The sequence below is a fragment of the Acinetobacter sp. genome (assembly GCF_050285345.1).
Taxonomy (GTDB): Bacteria; Pseudomonadota; Gammaproteobacteria; order Pseudomonadales; family Moraxellaceae; genus Acinetobacter.
This window is the reverse complement of the sequence record NZ_JBLZXR010000096.1, coordinates 1-16,532: the sequence shown is the minus strand read 5'-3', so window position 1 is coordinate 16,532 and position 16,532 is coordinate 1. Positions and strand designations below refer to the sequence as shown.

Sequence of the window (16,532 nt, the reverse complement as noted above, 5' to 3'; positions counted from 1 at the left end):
GAGCAACGGATTGAAAATCCGTGTGTCCCCAGTTCGATCCTGGGTCTCGCCACCATATTCAAAAAACCTCAAACCATATTTGAGGTTTTTTTTCGTCTTGAGTTTTTATAGTGTCGATGATTTATGCTTTATCTCTGGCCTAAGTTGTAGTTTCAGTTCACAACAACTGCATTACACTCATCAAAAAACAACCCATAAATTTCGACTATGAAAGATCTTTTCTCCGAAGGGAGTACGCTGTATCAGCAGGCACGTCCAGACTATTCCGCTGAAGTGGTGGATGTCGTTTTACAGCATGTGCTCACACGTGAGCAGGCTTGGGATTGTGGTGTAGGCTCTGGACAGTTTACCCAGCGTTTAGCGCCTTATTTTCAACAGGTTTTAGCCACAGATTTAAGTGCCGAACAATTGGCACAAGCTCCCGTATTAGACAATGTACATTATGAAAAAGCCAGCGCAGAACACTGTTCATTGGCAGCTCATTCCGTAGACTTAATTACGGTAGCACAAGCAATTCACTGGTTTGATTTTGATGACTTTTATGCCGAAGTTCGCCGCGTATTAAAACCTGAGGGGATTTTGGCTATTGTGGGCTATGGATTGATTCAAGCCAAAGATCCTGAGTTAAATCGTCTAATTGATGAATTGTATTTTGGTACTTTAAAAGGCTATTGGGATGCAGAACGACATTATGTCGATGAGGAATACCGCAGCCTCCCGTTTCCTTTTCAGGAATATGACGTACCAAAATTGACGCTAGATTATGCATGGTCATCAGCGCAAATCTTAAATTATTTAAGTACTTGGTCGGGGCTTAAGCATTATCAGAAACAGCATCCCGATCTAGACCCATTGGTGGATTTAACTGCGTTTTTCCAACAGCATGCGCAGAACCGGTTTGAATTGTATTTTCCGGTGTTACTCAGAATTGGACATTGATCATTTTGCATCTGCATCTAGAGCAGATTCAGATGCTTTTATTTTCTAAATTATCATTATAAAAAGTCAGTTTAAAACTGGATAATTCAGGTCTTCATCCGATTTGGGCGCTATGCCGTTTGTCGGGCATCGCAGAAGGTAGTCGCCTAAATGTTGTACAATAAGGGTTCTTCTAGAATGCTTTTTTGTTCATTCTCCTGTGTATAAACGTCCGGAATTAAACATGATGAATCTCCCTCAATCTGTTTCCGCTCTTATATTTATCAGTTCTACTTTATCTGTATCGTCCGTCTTTGCGGCAAGCCAAGCAGAAAGTCCAGAGCCAGCAATACAAATGCCCGCACTCACCATTATGGCAGACCGTGAAATGCGTGCAGAAACCGGTATTGTTGAATATCAAGAGCAGGTGGATAGCCGCCAAGCCTTGCAACAACGTGTGCAGAAGTTGGAGCGTGATACTCAAAATAAAGGGGTAGATGCGACCATTGTTGCAAATGTCGATATTTTGCCTGCCGCAGCGATGCCAGATCTGTCCAATTTATCACCCCTGATGCAACAGCACATTTTCAATATTGCAGCGGGATTTCAGTCTTCTGATCCACGTAATGGGCTGTACATTATGTTGCAACCTTTTGGAATTGATCGTAATGCCACCAATGTGCAAATCAGTCGTGAACAACTCAATATCGGGATCATTGACCGTCCATTGAATGCTAATCCGAATATTTCACCTTAATGTTCCATGCTGTAATCAAACCTCATCAGGAAATTCATGCTTTATGCATGAATTTCCTTTTTGATAGGCACAGTGAAAATACAGTAAAACAACTTCAATATTGAAATCGTCTGTTTTATCGCCATATTTCGTGTTTTTGGTTATGATGAATAAAAGGGGATTCGGAGCGAGCTATGCCACGTATCTTTGTGATTTTAGGCTGCGCCACGGTGCTGGTCTTTGGTTGGATGTTTTATCAATATACTGTGCAACAAAAAGAAGCGGCACAACTTGAAACGTATCAAACCGTGTTATTAGAAAAAACTGAGCAAATTTTTCAGCAAGCACAGCAATGGGAAAAACCCATTCAGGTTGAGGTTTCTGACCCACGTTTAACTGGTGATTATAAAATCATGTCTGACTTTATTTTGAGTCAGATGATGCAGCGTGCCGAAGCGCGGAATCAATATATTCGTGATTTAAAAGCATTAAATTGGGATAAATTTCTCGATATTGACCGTTTAGTGAAAGACAAGAAAAATCAGTATCAAGAAACCGAACAGATGCTACAAAACGTGCATGCGGTGGTCGATGCATATGAACTCAAAACCACCAAACAAGAGGAAAATGCTTTAGCACAGGCCAAGCATTTACCGATTAAAAGTATCTTTCGTCAACAGATTACTCAAAGCCTACGCGACAGTCGGGACAGTGATGAGTCGCATGCTTTATTTGAACTGGAAAAACAAAGTCTAGCCAAAGCAGATGAAATTTTTAAAGTACTTAAAGCGCATAAATGGGAGAAGAAAAATAAATTGATCATGTTTTATGAAGATGCTCCATTAAAACAGTTTAATCAGTTATATACAGAAATTTTACAACTGAATACGCAAATGGATACGATCCGACAGAAGAACCGAACTGAGTTGAAACAAAAGCTTTAAATGGTTGTCATATAACCTTCAAATTGGCGGGCTACAGTACAGGAAAGCAGCGTTCTGCATCCATGACGGAGGTCAGCCATTATGCGAACCATTCATCTATTTGACGACATTCAGCAGGTGTATATCGATTTTCTGGAAAATCGACAATATCCGCGTTTAGAGAGTTTAAATAACTGGGGTAAAAACCGTTTTTTTCTTTAGTCAGCATTTTCGCATGATTGAAGATTGGTATATGACGGAACAAATTGTGATTGAGTTTAATCAGCAGTTTTATAGTTTGGATACGGGCAGCGCGCCGGATTTTATGGATCAGGAAAAATATATGGCCTGGTTAAGAGAACAGTTACTAAATTTATAGAGCAGTTACTTTTTAAAGACATATAAAAAAGTGCCTACAAGCGAGGCACTTTTTTTGACTGGCTTGGAATAAGATCAAGCTAGTCTTTTAGCGATTAAGCGGATTTTTTAAACCAAGAGAAAAAGCCTTTTTTCTCAGTTTTAACGGCTTCAACTTTTTCTTCTACACATTTTTCAACGCATTCTTGTTTTGCTTCAGCTTTTACTTCTTCAGCTTTAGTTTCAACAGTTTCTTTTGCTTCAGCCGCTTGTGCAACGACAGCATCTTTTGCATCTACTGCTTTTTCAGCAGCTACAGCTTTTACCACTTCAGCTTGAGCTACGGCAGCATTTTGAGTCGCTACAGTTGCTTCTTTTGCTGCTTCTACTTTTGCAACAGTCGCTTGTTTAACGTCTGCAACTTTTGCAGTCGTTGTTTCTTTGATGGTTAAAGTTTGAGTTTCAACGGCTTTTTCAGCGACAGCAACTTGGTTTTTCACAAGTTCTTTTGTTGCTTCAACAGCATTTACAGGAGCGGCTTTTACTTGAGCCACTTGTGCGGGAGCAACATCAACAAGTGTTACAGGTTTTTGTTCAACTGCTGTTGCAGCCATCGCAGAAGAAGTTGCAGCAACTAAAGCAATTGCTAAAGTAGTTTTGATTGCGTTCATAGTCATCACTCTATAAAACTTAGTTAAAATAAGGCAGTGTAAATTTTATGCTTTATCAAGAGTTGATGGGTTGCATCGCAGAGTGTAATGGTTTTGATCGTATGAATATTCCACCAAATTTACAAACGAGCAACATGATGTTGCGGAGCAAGGTAAAAATAAATAGTGTCGGTGCGCCTATTGAACATAAATCCGAGGTGATGAAAGGGTTTTAAATGACCACTAAAACGATTATGGTGAAAGCATAGGTTTTCAATCGATACTTTGGAGTGCGGGCTTTTATGGAACAGCTAATTTGTTATAAAGAACTTCCTGTGTGGACGCAGCAGATGATTCCACAAGGCTTTAAAAAACAGCACAATACCAAAGCCGGCACATGGGCAAAATTGACGGTGCTGCAAGGTGAAGTCAATTTTGCCATGCTGGATGAATCAGGCAATGTACAGTCCGAGCATACGTTTAGTCCTGAGCAGCAACCGCCATTTATTGAACCTCAGGCATGGCACAAAATTGTGTCTACCAGTGACGATGTACAATGCCAGTTAAAATTTTACTGTACCCCGCAAGATTATTTTTATAAGAAATATCAACTAACACCGACCCATTCTGAAATTTTAGCTGCGACACCATATTTGCAGGGTGGTCGTGCGTTAGATGTCGGTTGTGGGCAGGGGCGTAATAGTCTGTATTTAAATCAGCAGGGTTATGAAGTTGATGCATGGGATGTGAATCCACAAAGTTTGCAAAAACTGCAGCAGATTATAGAAGCTGAAGGGATTGAAAAAATTCACGTGCAACAACGCGACCTCAATGCTGACCGGAGTATTACAGGTAAATATGACTTTATTTGCTGTACCGTAGTGATGATGTTTTTAGAAGCTCAAACCGTAAAACCGCTGATTGCGCAGATGCAGCAAGCTACCAATGTAAATGGTTATAACTTGATTGTCTGTGCAATGGATACGCCTGACATTCCTGTACAGCCTGACTTTCCATTTAGCTTTAAAGCAGGGGAGTTAAGTGCACTGTATGAAGGGTGGAAGATTGTGAAATACAATGAAAATGTCGGTGAGCTGCATCGGGTAGATGAGCAGGGCAATCGGATTAAACAGCATTTTGCGACTTTGTTGGCGCAGCGGGTTGAATAATAACTTGCTGAAGATATCAGAATTTAAAATTTTATTGTTTTGAGTAATGTTTATTTCATGATGGAAGTTTCCTCTCCTTTTTAAGGAGACTTGCGCAGAATACCGCTCAGGGAGAGGATTCTATAATAAAAGCACCCTCATCCTCTTGCGGAGCATGCTCCTCATCCCAGAGGGAGAAGGGACTTTCAATATTCATTTTATTGCCCATTCATGTTCACTTTTCGATTTATGAAACAGATTTTATGATTAGTTAGTTCATCAAAAAGAAACCCCGCACATGCGGGGTTTCTTTTATCTCAGTATTTAAGAATTAAACACGTTCGATAATGGTCGCGATACCTTGACCCAAACCGATACACATCGTCGCAAGACCGATTTGCGTATCTTGCTGCTCCATCACGTTTAGAAGCGTAGTTGTGATACGCGCACCTGAACAGCCCAATGGATGACCCAATGCAATCGCACCACCGTTTAAGTTCACACGGTCTTGTTGGTCATAAATGCCTAAGCCTTTAAGTACAGATAGGCCTTGTGCAGCGAACGCTTCGTTTAACTCGAAAGTTTGAATGTCAGCAAGCGACAAACCAGCACGTTTCAATGCTTTTTGCGTTGCTGGTACAGGACCATAACCCATGATCGCTGCGTCACAGCCTGCAACCGCCATAGAGCGAATTACAGCACGTGGCTTAAGACCTAAAGCTTGAGCACGTTCAGCAGACATCAGTAGCATTGCAGAAGCACCATCAGACAAAGCTGAAGAAGTCGCAGCTGTTACTGTACCGCCTTTCGGGTCAAATACAGGACGTAAACCTTTGAATGCTTCAAGGTTTGCATCTGGACGAATTACTTCGTCGATATCGCAAAGGATTTTGAAGCCATTTGCATCATGACCTTCAACACCCACGATTTCATTTTTGAAACGACCTTCTTGTGTTGCAGCCCAAGCGCGGCGGTGAGATTCAACACCGAACGCATCTTGTTCTTCACGTGAAATGCCGTTCATACGACCTAACATTTCAGCCGTTAAGCCCATCATGTTAGACGCTTTTGCATAGTGCTTAGACGCTTCTGGGTTGATGTCGATGCCGTGCATCATGCCAACGTGACCCATGTGCTCTACACCACCGATGATGAAAACATCACCTTGGTTAGTTGCAATTTGCGCAGCCGCTGTATGGATTGCTTGCATAGAAGAACCACAAAGACGGTTCACTGTTTGACCTGCAACAGTACGTGGTAGGTCTGCTAACAATGCAATGTTACGACCAATGTTCATACCTTGCTCTAGGGTTTGGTTTACACAGCCCCAGATTACGTCTTCAACTTCATTGGTATCAAACTGGTTACGAGCAACAAGCGCACGTACTAATTCAGCAGATAAGCTGTCAGCACGGACGTTACGGAACATACCATTTTTGGTTTTACCCATTGCTGAACGTACGCCATCAACGATGACAACGTCACGTGGATTTAAAGTAGCCATTCACGTTGCTCCTTAACCGTAGAATTTTTTGTTGTTAGCAGCCATGTCACGCAACATTTGTGGCGCTTCATAAGCCTTACCTAAGTGTGCGTATTTGTCGCAAAGTGCAACATATTCAGCAACACCTGTTTGGTCGATGTAACGGCATGGACCACCACGGAATGGAGGGAAACCTACACCCATAATCATCGCCATGTCTGCTTCAGAAGCAGTCGCTACGATGTTGTCTTCTAAGCAACGAACAGTTTCGTTACAGAAAGCAAGCATCATACGGTCAATGATTTCTTGAGCATCAAACTCGCGTTTTTCTGCAGTTGCCACAGTAGCAACAAGTTCATACGCAGTTGGATCAACCACTTTGGCTTTTTTGCCTTTACGGTCAAGTTCGTATTTGTAGAAACCAACGTCATTCTTTTGACCCAAACGTTTGTTTTCGTACATGATTTCGATTGAACCTTTGAAGTCAGGCTTCATACGGTCAGGGAAACCTTCCGCCATGACTTCTGCACCATGAACGCCCGTGTCGATACCAACAACGTCGATCAAGTAAGCAGGACCCATAGGCCAGCCGAATTTTTCCATGACTTTGTCGACTTGTTGGAAGTCAGCACCGTCTTTCAATAGAAGGTCAAATGCACCGAAGTAAGGGAACAATACGCGGTTTACAAGGAAACCTGGGCAGTCGTTCACTACGATTGGTGTTTTACCCATTTTCTGAGCAAGAACTACAGTGGTCGCAATCGCTTCAGCCGAAGTCTTCTCACCACGGATCACTTCTACCAATGGCATCATGTGTACTGGGTTAAAGAAGTGCATACCGACAAAGTTTTCAGGACGTTGTAGGTTTTCAGCCAAACGTGTGATTGAAATTGTTGAAGTATTTGAAGCAATGATCGTGTTGTCACGAACATTCTTCTCAGTTTCAGCAAGTACAATGCCTTTTACTTTTGGATTTTCAGTCACTGCTTCAATCACGATGTCCACTTCTTTAAACTCGTCATAGCTTAAAGTTGGACGGATGCGCGCAAGCGTTTCACCCATTTGAGCAGGTTTCATCTTCTTACGTTCAACTTGTTTGGTCAGTAAGCCATTGGCTTCTTTCATACCCAAAGCAAGTTGCGGGTTACCAATGTCTTTCATGATGATTGGTGTGCCTTTGCTTGCCGCTTGGTAAGCAATACCACCACCCATGATACCCGCGCCCAATACAGCCGCTTGGTTTACAGGGTGTGCACCTTTTTCATATTTCTTCGAAGTTTTCTTCACCACTTGGTCATTGATGAATAGACCAATTAACGCATTTGCTTGTGGTGTAATGGCTGCTTTTGCAAAACCAGCCGCTTCAGCTTGAAGTGCTTCATTACGTGGAAGGCTTGCACCTGCTTGTAATGAGTCAAGAAGAAGTTTAGGCGCAGGGTATTGAGCAGGATTTGCTTTTGCAAGAACTGCACCTTTCGCCGAGTTGAACGCCATCATTTGTTCGATTGGGTTCAATTTAACTGGGTCAAGTTTTTCCTGGCGTTTTGCTTTCCAGTCTACACGGCCAGCAAGGGCTTGTTTAACCAAGTCAATCGCAGCGTCTTGTAGTTTGTCTGCAGCAACAACCGCATCAACCGCACCGTCTTTTAGTGCAGCAGCTGGTTTTTTAGGATTAGCCATTGCCATCCATTCAACTGCATTGTCGATACCAATTAGACGGCTTAAACGAACCGTACCACCGAAACCAGGGAAGATGCCCAGTTTGATTTCAGGAAGACCGACTTGAGCCGCTTCTGACATCACACGATAGTCACACACGAGACACATTTCAAAGCCACCGCCCAATGCCATACCATTGATCGCTGCAACTTTAGGAATCTCTAAATCTTCAAACGCGTTGAAGATGTCGTGAACAGGCAATGCCCAATCCACAATCGCTTGTTCGCCTTGAGCGAAGTTTGCACCAAATTCAGTAATATCTGCGCCAACGATAAATGTAGATTTAGCCGAAGTAACGATTAAGCCTTTGATGTCACCGTTTGCTTTAACAGCGTCAATTGCAGCTTTGAAATCTTCAATCGTTGCACGGTTAAATTTGTTGACCGACTCACCTTGTAAGTCAAAGCGGAATTCTGCAATTCCGTCCGAAAGCATTTGGACGGTAATGGCATTGCCAGCGTGGATCATGCCTGATCTCCTTTATTTTGGAGGACTTCTAAGTTGATGTTGTGAAGCGAGTACGCGCTTCCTGCGTACACTTTTTGCCTCGCTAATCTTACGATAACTATATCCAAAAAGAATATAACAAGTTGTATCAAGCCGTGACGCTAGGGTCATCAAAATTTCATAATGAAAATAGCTTATTCGTTGTTCTTTTGGGTGTTGTGATAGCAAAATGTGTTGAAGTTAATGTTTCAATTCACATTTTTTAAGTTAAACCATTTTATATAAAGAGAAATTACAGAATTTTTCAAGAAAAATTCACGTATATTTTGGGCAGAATGGTCAATTGATTTTATTCTTCCTGATTTTTGTGCATCCATATTTATTTTAATAGTGAAACAAAGATTGAAAAAATACGCTCTGCTGGGTATTTTTTATACGCTTTAAAATTAATCCGCAAAGTTGCATGCTAATCGAAAAATCTTGTATAGAATGAACACAATAGATGGGGGATGCAATGTACACGTTTAGCTCTAAAAAAGATTGGTGGGTGGTCGCATTTATTATTTGTATGAGTGGCTTGCTCATTCAATTATTACTGACGATGCAAGCTAAAGGTACCATGCAGCAATATCCTGTTCATACCGCCGTGTACGTGTTGACGGTGCTGATTTTATGGTGGCCTTTCAATACGCGTTATCAAATCACGAAAACACATTTGAATATCCGCAGCATGTTTGTGCGTTGGCGTATTCCATTGGTCGAGATTCAGCGCGTTAGTCCAAGTCAGGATTTATCTGCTGCGCCTGCGCTTTCGATTAAACGTTTAAAAATCGAATATGTGCAGGAGGGGAAAGCCAAATTTGTCATGGTTTCACCCAAAGACCAGCAAGCTTTTGCGCAGGCATTGGGCATCAACTTAAGTTGATTATCAATTTGGTCGCTTAAAATCAATAGAAGCACGCGATCACGTGCTTTTTTATGAATTAAGTTCGTCGGTGATCACCAACTTGTCGTGTTGTGCATCTAAGTGTAATTGAGTTTGTTCAGGATACTGTAAAAAATACATCGCCAAAATTGGCTCAAGTTCTACTCGTATTTTTCGCGCCAAATGACGCGCACCATAGCGAATGTCATGGTTTTGGTAGAAATATGCTTTGGCCGTAGCGGTTAGATACACACTACGTTTTTGATGTTGTAGACGCAGATTAAGTTTTTCCAGTTCAATCTCAACCAAACGCGGTAAGGCATGATCTTGCACGGGCTGATACTGCAAAATACGATCAATACGGTTAATAAATTCAGGGTCAAATTGACGTTGCATAACTTTTTCAATGATGCTGCTGACAGGTATGCGCTTGAGGCAAATCTTCTGAATTTTTTCTGGTAGAAACTTCAATTTATCCAAATAGTGCTGTGCTGCTTGCGCACCGACATTGCTGGTCATAAAGATCATACAATTACGAAAGTCGATGGTTTTTGTACCCGAGGTTAAGGTTAACTTTCCGCTATCAAGCACATTCATTAAGCCGCGAAGTACTTCGGTTGACGCTTTTTCTAGTTCATCAAAAAGTACGATGCCCGGACGGGTATGACTACCCGCAATGGCAACCTCATCAAATAAACTATGGCCTTCTTTAGAGCCGACATAGCCCGGAGGCGCACCGGTAATGGCAGCCGCATAATGTTCCTGTGCGAGCGTGTTCATATCAATACGGCAAAAGGCATCAGGTCGGCCATAAATCACTTCACTGATTAAACGCACGGTTTCGGTTTTGCCGACACCAGTCGGGCCGAGCATCAATGTTACTGACAATGGACGTTCTGGACTGGAAAAATCAGCCTTGACTACATGCAGCATTTTTTCAATTTCGTCTAATGCCGCTTCTTGTCCAATGATCCGTTGCTTTAAGCGTTGCATAACGTCACGCGGTTCAAAATGAAAACGCGGTTTACCCATCAAACGGTTTTTTTCAGCAGTGCTATGCGTCGAAGTTGTCGGGTGTACGACATGGATGGCGGGATTGGCGTTCGTCATGCATCATGTTCCTAAAGCGGGATGTTTTGAGCATAGCAAATTTAGAATTTTGCATTAATAGCTTTTAGCAATCAGATCATTGCTATGAGCAACAATAAAGTTGCTGGATTGCTTGAAAATGCAGGTAAAAGCATCACATCATGTCAAAGAGCAATATCGATGATGGAACAAGGCAAAAGTGAACGAAAACGCACGCGAACATATTGAAAAAATTCTGGCTAATATGACCACTTTACCCGGTGTTTACCGCATGCTTGGTAAAGACGGTGAGTTGCTGTATGTGGGTAAGGCCAAGAATTTAAAAAATCGCGTGTCGAGCTATTTTGTTAAAACCATTGAGCATCCGAAAACACAGGCTTTAGTGGCACGGATTTACGATATTGAAACCTTGGTGGTGCGCTCTGAAACCGAAGCCTTATTGCTCGAACAAAACCTGATTAAGCTGCATCGTCCGCCGTATAACATCATGCTGCGTGACGACAAATCCTATGTCTATATCTTTATTTCTGCCGATAAACCTTATCCGCGTATTGCTGCAGGTCGCGGTAAGGGCAAACATCAGGCGGGCAAGTTTTTTGGGCCATATCCAAGTGCGTACAATGCTCGTGATACTTTGGTGGTATTACAAAAACTATTTAATGTGCGCCAATGTGAAAATAGCTATTTTTCGCAGCGTAAGCGCCCATGTTTGCAATATCAAATTAAGCGTTGTTCTGCGCCTTGCGTGGGCTTAATCTCGCCTGAAGCGTATAATGAGGATGTGAATAACTCGATTCGCTTTTTGCGGGGCGATACCAAAGAGCTGAATCAAGAGCTCATTGCCAAAATGGAAGAAGCGGCTGAAGCACTCGAGTTTGAAAAGGCCGTATTTTACCGTGACCGCATGGCATTGCTGCGTGATGTACAAACGCAGCAAGCGATTTATAAAGTCAAAGGTGAAGCGGACATTATTGCGATTGCGTATCAGGCTGGGGTGACTTGTGTGCAGATCATGCATGTGCGTAACGGGAAAATGCTCGGCGGAAAAAGTTATTTCCCTGATATGTTGGGCGATGATTTGGGGCAAATGCTCTCCGATTTTATTGCCAATTTTTACTTTCAGGTGGCAGATGAGATTCCAACTGAACTCATCATCAATGTGGATATTCCAGATCGTAAAGAGATGGAAGAAGCCTTATATCAACACTTTGATAAGAAAATTCAAATCAAGCATAAAGTGCGTGAAACTCGTGCCGAGTGGCAAGAATTAGCACAGATGAATGTGCAGCATGCAATTCGAGGAAAACTCGCCGATCATTTTGAATTAAATGAACGCTTTTATCAGTTAGAACAAGTGGTCGGCCGTCCGATTGATAGCATTGAGTGCTTTGATATTTCCCATACCATGGGCGAGGCGACAATTGCTTCATGCGTGGTTTTTGATGCGGGGGGCGCGCGTAAGCGGGATTATCGTCAATTTGCGATTAATGATATTACCGAAGGCGATGACTATGCGGCGATGCGCCAAGCCCTGACGCGGCGCTACAAAAAGCACATGTTGCCTGATTTGTTGTTGATTGATGGTGGTAAAGGTCAGTTGCATATGGCGATGGAAGTGATGCAAGACTTGGGGCTTGAGGCCTATATGGTTGGCGTATCTAAAGGTGAGGGACGTAAACCCGGTTTGGAAACCTTGCACTTTACCGATGGATCAAAAATCCAATTGCCTGAAGACCACAAAGCGTTGCATTTGATCCAACAGGTTCGTGATGAAGCGCATCGTTTTGCCATTACCAAGCACCGTGCCAAACGCGATAAAAAGCGTGGTTCATCGGTATTAGAAGTGATTCCAGGACTTGGGCCAAAACGTCGACGCGATTTGTTGACCCATTTTGGCGGTATACAAGGTGTGCTGAAAGCTTCGGAAAATGATTTGAAACTGGTGCCTGGCTTAGGTGAGGTCATGGCCCGGACCATTTATAAGATATTGCACGAATAGCACTCAGTTCATATTGTGCAGTGATTTTTTGTAGAGTCTTATCGGTTTTAAATTGCCAAAATGACCATTGACCTTCGAGTCATTGATCATTCACATCAGCTCTATTTTATTCAATGATATAAAAATTAAAAATAATCAGGGAATATGATGTCACTTCAACAGCTATATCAGCAGATCGAACAACAGGAATGGGGAGATATTCCTGAGGGATGGCTCCAAGGTCGAACCATTTATGGCGGCTTGGTTGCAGGAATGATGATGCATAAAGCTTTGGTCACTGTAAATGATCCCCATCGTCGCTTACTCAGTTGTAATGTGACTTTTGTCGGTCCTGTACAAATGGCGCCTGTACGTTTAAGTGCTGAAATTTTACGACAAGGCAAGTCGGTGACCACGATTGAAGTACGAATTTGGCAAGATGATACGGTGCAGAGTATTTTATTGGCCAGCTTTGGTGTGCCACGTGAGTCTGAAATCGTGGTTTATCAAGAACGGTCAGCGCCTGAGTTTCCTGCACCCGAAATGCTTCAAATTGCTGAGCATCATCCCTTAGCTCCACAGTGTTTTCAGCAAATGGATTTGGTCTGGGTGGAAGGTCAATATCCATGTGCGGCCAGCCAAAAACCGGACTTTAGTGGTTGGATGCGTTTCAATCCTGAAAAGCACGAAAATCGTCAAATGAATGTAGCAGATTTATTGGTCTCGATGGATATGTGGCCGCCCGGTGTGTCACCGATGTATCGAAACATGGCGCCTGCCAGCTCACTGACGTGGACTTTGACTTATGTCCATCCTTTGCAATCCAGTCTGCATAATTGGTTTAAATATAAAGTATTTACAGATTATGCTGCAGAAGGTTATGCCACTGAATATGCACACTTATGGGATGAAAGTGATCGCCTAATTGCGATTGCGCGACAGACGGTTACGGTGTTTGCCTAGTGACACTGCTGGGCATTTCGTATAAAGTGAGTCCAACTAACGATGGATAAATCCTCAAATTATTCTGCATTTTCATCGTGCATGAGGGGAAATACTGGGGTGTCTATGACAACAGGTCGAATCCTGAATATTCCTAACATTTTAACATTGGCACGAATTGCTTTAATTCCTGTGTTTTTGCTTGTCGCGTATTGGCCACCGGTCATGGGGGTGAGTGATGATGCAGCAGGTATGTCACGCCATATTATACTTACCGCAATTTTTGTGATTGCTGCAGTTACCGATTGGTTCGATGGCTATTTGGCTCGAACTTTAAATCAGACTTCTGCCTTTGGTCGTTTTCTGGATCCAGTCGCTGACAAATTAATGGTGGCAACGGCATTAATCGTTTTGGTGCAATGGCAGCCAACTATTTCCATGGCATTTGCGGCAATTGTCATCATTTCTCGTGAGATTACTGTCTCAGCACTGCGTGAATGGATGGCTGAACTCGGTGCACGAACCAGTGTTGCGGTATCAACCGTAGGTAAATATAAAACCGCCTTTCAAATGATTGCGATTTCGGTGTTTCTGTTAAATTGGCCACCGCTAGAAATGTTGGCATATGGCTTACTTTACACGGCTGTAGTGTTGACCCTGTGGTCAATGTTTATCTATTTAAAAGCCGCTTGGCCATATTTGAAACAGCCTTAATGTACCAAGTTTGTATTGATCAAAGCTCCTGAACAGGGGCTTTTTTATGGGTTGTCATTTAGTTGTTTTTAACTCGTGGTATGAAGGTCAAGATTGGAATTAAACAGCAAATTTTGGATAAAAAAATTCCCAGATTTTGGGGGAAATCTGGGAAGGAAAATCGGGGTTACTTTATCGCTATAATTGAAGATGTTTCCATCTCCTTGATTCGTATTATAGGAAAGTAAGTTTAAAAAAACATGTAGGTTCTTGTAGTGTAATGTTGCGTTTTATTGAGAAATGTATCACGAATTTACATTTAGAATTTTTGATACAAATTGAGCTTTAACTTGGTCTAATTTGATATGGAATTTAAAGTTAAAAGTATGTATATGGCATTATTTAAGTGTGAATTAGAAATATTTAATAGAATATTCATTTACTTAAGTTTAAGTAAATTTGATCAAGCAATAAAATAAATAATGTGAATGTGGAGTTTTTTAAACTTCTTCAAAAAGCATTTATTTTGCTTAAAACAAAAAAATATTGTTGTTCCAGTCCGCTACCTTTTTCTGTTGCCGAACACGATCTTATTTATATACCAGAAATCATTTGAGGTGGGGGTAATCGGGTTGGATATTTTTCGTGGTAGTGCTTTTTTATATGGTGGCGTGGCACGAAGATTCATAAAAAGAAAAGCCCCAATTCAGAAGCTCTTCAAATTAAAGCCTATGCGGACTTCGTCCTTGTCTTGCATAAAAATAAGGCAATATAAAAAAAGAATCCCCAATGATATGGAGATTCTTTATAGATTAAAGCCTACGCGCAGCATAGCTGCTCGTCTTGCGGCGTGGCGGAGCAGTGCTCCGCTCAATCATGCCTCAGGCTTTAGCCCTTCGGCTTTTTCTAAAGATTCATCATTACTGAAGAATTTTTCGCGTTGTTCTTCAAGAAACTTTTTTGCATCCGGTTCAAACACATTTAAACGTTTTTCATTGATCAGCGTAGTTTGGTGTTTGAGCCATTCTTGCCAAGCTTGTTTCGATACCGTATCAAACAATTCTTGACCCTTTATACCCGGGAAAGGGGCAAAGTCTAAGCCTTCCATGTCAGCCTGATACTTACGGCAAAAAACTTGTCGAGACATATCAATACTCCAAATTTAAGATTATGCGTAAAGTTTCTCTAAACGCGCATGTGCACGTTCAATCGCTGCTTGTACTTGTGCAGGTGCGGTACCACCAATGTGATTACGTGCATTGACTGAAGCTTCTAAAGTTAACGCTTTTTCAAATACATCAGCTTGAATCAAGTCAGAGAACTGTTGAAGTTGCTCAAGAGTCAGTTCAGAGAGGTCTTTACCTTCTTGTACACCTAGCGCAACCGCTTTACCAACGATTTCATGCGCATCACGGAAAGCCACGCCATTTTTAACCAAGTAATCGGCAAGATCCGTTGCCGTTGAGAAGCCACGAAGTGCTGCTTCACGCATGATGTCAATATTTGGCACCAATGCAGGGATCATGTCAGCAAATGCCATCAATGAACCACGAACGGTATCAATCGCATCAAACAACGGCTCTTTGTCTTCTTGGTTATCTTTATTATAGGCTAAAGGCTGACCTTTCATCAGGGTTAATAGGCTCATTAAGTCGCCATAGACACGGCCGGTTTTACCGCGAATCAACTCAGGCACATCGGGATTTTTCTTTTGTGGCATGATTGAAGAACCAGTACAGAAACGGTCTGGAATATTCACAAATTTAAACTGTGCCGAGGTCCAGAGAATCATTTCTTCTGACATACGCGATAAATGCATCATGATGAGGGATGCAGCAGCGTTAAATTCGATACCGAAGTCACGGTCAGAAACGGCATCGAGTGAGTTTTCAGCAACCGCTTCAAAACCTAAAAGTTCAGCTGTGAATGCACGATCGATTGGGTAGGTTGTACCTGCAAGCGCAGCAGAACCCAATGGCATGCGGTTAGTGCGTTTACGGCAGTCAATCAAACGCTCAGAGTCACGAACCAACATTTCAAACCACGCCATCAAATGGTGACCAAAAGTCACAGGCTGTGCAGTTTGTAAGTGGGTGAAGCCCGGCATAATGGTATTGGTATTTTTTGCTGCTAAGCCCAAAATACCTTTTTGCAATTTTTGTAATAATTCTAAAATGGCATCGATTTCATCACGTACGTAGAGGCGAATGTCGGTAGCCACTTGGTCATTACGGCTACGACCGGTATGCAGTTTTTTGCCCGTGATGCCGATACGCTGAGTCAAGCGCGACTCAATGTTCATGTGCACATCTTCTAAATCAATGCGCCATTCAAAGTCGCCTGCTTCGATTTCTGCTTGAATGGTGGTTAAACCATTGATGATATCGTCACGTTCTTGTTCAGTTAGTACGCCAACTTTTGCCAACATGGTTGCATGTGCAATTGAGCCTGCAATATCTTGTTTATAAAAGCGTTGGTCAAATTGTACAGATGCTGTAAATTCAGCAACAAAAGCGTCAGTAGC

The 16,532-nt window shown here is 42.2% G+C and carries 14 protein-coding genes and 1 pseudogene; 9 read left to right on the top strand and 6 right to left on the bottom strand.

Annotation, left to right across the window (positions count from 1 at the left end; translation table 11 throughout):
• Positions 1-207 precede the first annotated feature (207 nt).
• The 4 genes and pseudogenes from ACN6OV_RS08420 (at position 208) to ACN6OV_RS08405 (ending at position 2,956) form a co-directional block, all read left to right on the top strand.
• Entirely contained in the window at positions 208-939 is a 732-nt protein-coding gene (locus ACN6OV_RS08420; RefSeq protein ID WP_427951894.1) for a class I SAM-dependent methyltransferase, read from the top strand.
• A 223-nt stretch (positions 940-1,162) separates the two neighbouring features.
• The gene (locus ACN6OV_RS08415) at positions 1,163-1,675 is read left to right on the top strand and encodes a hypothetical protein (RefSeq protein ID WP_427951892.1); all 513 of its coding nucleotides are present in this window, start codon (positions 1,163-1,165) and stop codon (positions 1,673-1,675) included.
• Positions 1,676-1,848: 173 nt separating this feature from the next.
• Positions 1,849-2,598 carry a hypothetical protein gene (locus ACN6OV_RS08410; RefSeq protein WP_427951890.1) on the top strand — a complete coding sequence of 250 codons (750 nt, stop codon included), beginning with the start codon at positions 1,849-1,851 and terminating at the stop codon, positions 2,596-2,598.
• Positions 2,599-2,679: 81 nt separating this feature from the next.
• Positions 2,680-2,956: pseudogene (locus tag ACN6OV_RS08405) on the top strand (hypothetical protein).
• Between the two features lie 94 nt (positions 2,957-3,050).
• On the opposite strand, the gene ACN6OV_RS08400 reads toward ACN6OV_RS08405, so the two are convergent.
• Entirely contained in the window at positions 3,051-3,605 is a 555-nt protein-coding gene (locus tag ACN6OV_RS08400; protein ID WP_427951887.1) for a hypothetical protein, read from the bottom strand.
• A 281-nt stretch (positions 3,606-3,886) separates the two neighbouring features.
• Here ACN6OV_RS08400 and tehB point away from each other — a divergent pair, with 281 nt between their 5' ends.
• A complete protein-coding gene (gene tehB, locus ACN6OV_RS08395) occupies positions 3,887-4,753 on the top strand; it encodes an SAM-dependent methyltransferase TehB (RefSeq protein WP_427951884.1) in 867 nt (288 codons plus the stop codon).
• Between the two features lie 310 nt (positions 4,754-5,063).
• Here the strand turns inward: tehB and fadA are convergent, their stop codons facing one another.
• Entirely contained in the window at positions 5,064-6,236 is a 1,173-nt protein-coding gene (gene fadA / locus ACN6OV_RS08390) for an acetyl-CoA C-acyltransferase FadA (RefSeq protein WP_427951881.1), read from the bottom strand.
• Positions 6,237-6,248: 12 nt separating this feature from the next.
• Positions 6,249-8,402: a fatty acid oxidation complex subunit alpha FadB gene (fadB, locus tag ACN6OV_RS08385; RefSeq protein ID WP_004978714.1), complete on the bottom strand. Its 2,154-nt coding sequence runs from the start codon at positions 8,400-8,402 to the stop codon at positions 6,249-6,251.
• A 493-nt stretch (positions 8,403-8,895) separates the two neighbouring features.
• On the opposite strand from fadB, the gene ACN6OV_RS08380 reads away from it, so the two are divergent.
• Complete coding sequence (locus ACN6OV_RS08380) at positions 8,896-9,306, top strand: PH domain-containing protein (protein ID WP_427951896.1); 411 nt, start codon at positions 8,896-8,898, stop codon at positions 9,304-9,306.
• A 51-nt stretch (positions 9,307-9,357) separates the two neighbouring features.
• On the opposite strand, the gene ACN6OV_RS08375 is transcribed toward ACN6OV_RS08380, so the two are convergent.
• Complete coding sequence (locus ACN6OV_RS08375; RefSeq protein WP_427951878.1) at positions 9,358-10,416, bottom strand: AAA family ATPase; 1,059 nt, start codon at positions 10,414-10,416, stop codon at positions 9,358-9,360.
• A 178-nt stretch (positions 10,417-10,594) separates the two neighbouring features.
• On the opposite strand from ACN6OV_RS08375, the gene uvrC reads away from it, so the two are divergent.
• The 3 genes from uvrC (at position 10,595) to pgsA (ending at position 14,029) form a co-directional block, all read left to right on the top strand.
• Complete coding sequence (gene uvrC / locus ACN6OV_RS08370) at positions 10,595-12,394, top strand: excinuclease ABC subunit UvrC (protein WP_427951876.1); 1,800 nt, start codon at positions 10,595-10,597, stop codon at positions 12,392-12,394.
• 147 nt (positions 12,395-12,541) lie between these two features.
• Positions 12,542-13,336 carry a thioesterase family protein gene (locus ACN6OV_RS08365; RefSeq protein WP_427951874.1) on the top strand — a complete coding sequence of 265 codons (795 nt, stop codon included), beginning with the start codon at positions 12,542-12,544 and terminating at the stop codon, positions 13,334-13,336.
• 105 nt (positions 13,337-13,441) lie between these two features.
• On the top strand, positions 13,442-14,029 hold the full coding sequence (pgsA, locus tag ACN6OV_RS08360; protein ID WP_427951871.1) for a CDP-diacylglycerol--glycerol-3-phosphate 3-phosphatidyltransferase: 588 nt from the start codon (positions 13,442-13,444) through the stop codon (positions 14,027-14,029).
• Between the two features lie 853 nt (positions 14,030-14,882).
• Here the strand turns inward: pgsA and ACN6OV_RS08355 are convergent.
• Positions 14,883-15,155, bottom strand: a complete 273-nt coding sequence (locus ACN6OV_RS08355) for an oxidative damage protection protein (protein ID WP_427951868.1) — start codon at positions 15,153-15,155, stop codon at positions 14,883-14,885.
• A gap of 21 nt (positions 15,156-15,176) precedes the next feature.
• Positions 15,177-16,532, bottom strand: a 1,356-nt coding sequence (gene argH, locus ACN6OV_RS08350; RefSeq protein ID WP_427951865.1) for an argininosuccinate lyase, incomplete at its 5' end; no start/stop codon positions are given.

Coding starts and splice junctions, on each gene's coding strand:
- fadB (WP_004978714.1), bottom strand. CDS start 8,402: ATGATCCACGCTGGCAATGCCATTACCGTCCAAATGCTTTCGGACGGA.
- fadA (WP_427951881.1), bottom strand. CDS start 6,236: ATGGCTACTTTAAATCCACGTGACGTTGTCATCGTTGATGGCGTACGT.
- ACN6OV_RS08355 (WP_427951868.1), bottom strand. CDS start 15,155: ATGTCTCGACAAGTTTTTTGCCGTAAGTATCAGGCTGACATGGAAGGC.
- ACN6OV_RS08410 (WP_427951890.1), top strand. CDS start 1,849: ATGCCACGTATCTTTGTGATTTTAGGCTGCGCCACGGTGCTGGTCTTT.
- ACN6OV_RS08400 (WP_427951887.1), bottom strand. CDS start 3,605: ATGAACGCAATCAAAACTACTTTAGCAATTGCTTTAGTTGCTGCAACT.
- tehB (WP_427951884.1), top strand. CDS start 3,887: ATGGAACAGCTAATTTGTTATAAAGAACTTCCTGTGTGGACGCAGCAG.
- ACN6OV_RS08375 (WP_427951878.1), bottom strand. CDS start 10,416: ATGACGAACGCCAATCCCGCCATCCATGTCGTACACCCGACAACTTCG.
- ACN6OV_RS08420 (WP_427951894.1), top strand. CDS start 208: ATGAAAGATCTTTTCTCCGAAGGGAGTACGCTGTATCAGCAGGCACGT.
- pgsA (WP_427951871.1), top strand. CDS start 13,442: ATGACAACAGGTCGAATCCTGAATATTCCTAACATTTTAACATTGGCA.
- ACN6OV_RS08380 (WP_427951896.1), top strand. CDS start 8,896: ATGTACACGTTTAGCTCTAAAAAAGATTGGTGGGTGGTCGCATTTATT.
- ACN6OV_RS08365 (WP_427951874.1), top strand. CDS start 12,542: ATGTCACTTCAACAGCTATATCAGCAGATCGAACAACAGGAATGGGGA.
- ACN6OV_RS08415 (WP_427951892.1), top strand. CDS start 1,163: ATGATGAATCTCCCTCAATCTGTTTCCGCTCTTATATTTATCAGTTCT.